Source organism: Massilia sp. CT11-108 (assembly GCF_047302915.1).
GTDB lineage: Bacteria > Pseudomonadota > Gammaproteobacteria > Burkholderiales > Burkholderiaceae_D > Telluria > Telluria orientalis.
The window spans coordinates 1-258 of record NZ_JBKYMO010001594.1 but is presented as its reverse complement, the minus strand read 5'-3'; the positions used below and the strand labels follow the sequence as shown (position 1 = coordinate 258).

General features: G+C 70.5%; 1 pseudogene. It reads left to right on the top strand.

Features of this window, described 5'->3' with window-relative positions:
- Positions 1–258 (top strand): annotated as a pseudogene (locus ACEN88_RS35710) (PLP-dependent aminotransferase family protein); the annotation flags it as partial.

Below are 258 nucleotides of genomic sequence, written 5' to 3'. Positions count from 1 at the left end.
AGGTGGTCTCGCTCGCCGGCGGCATGCCGTACGTCTCCGCCCTGCCGCGTGAGCTCGTCACGGGTTCCCTCGACCGTGTCATGGCCGAGGACGCCGCCATGGCGCTCCAGTACGGCGGGGGACAGGGCCTGCGGTCCCTGCGCGAGCACATCGTCGACGTGATGAGCCTCGAGGGCATCCGTGCCAGCGCCGAGGACGTCGTCGTCACCACCGGTTCGCAGCACGCGCTGGACCTCGTCACGCGGCTCTTCATCGACC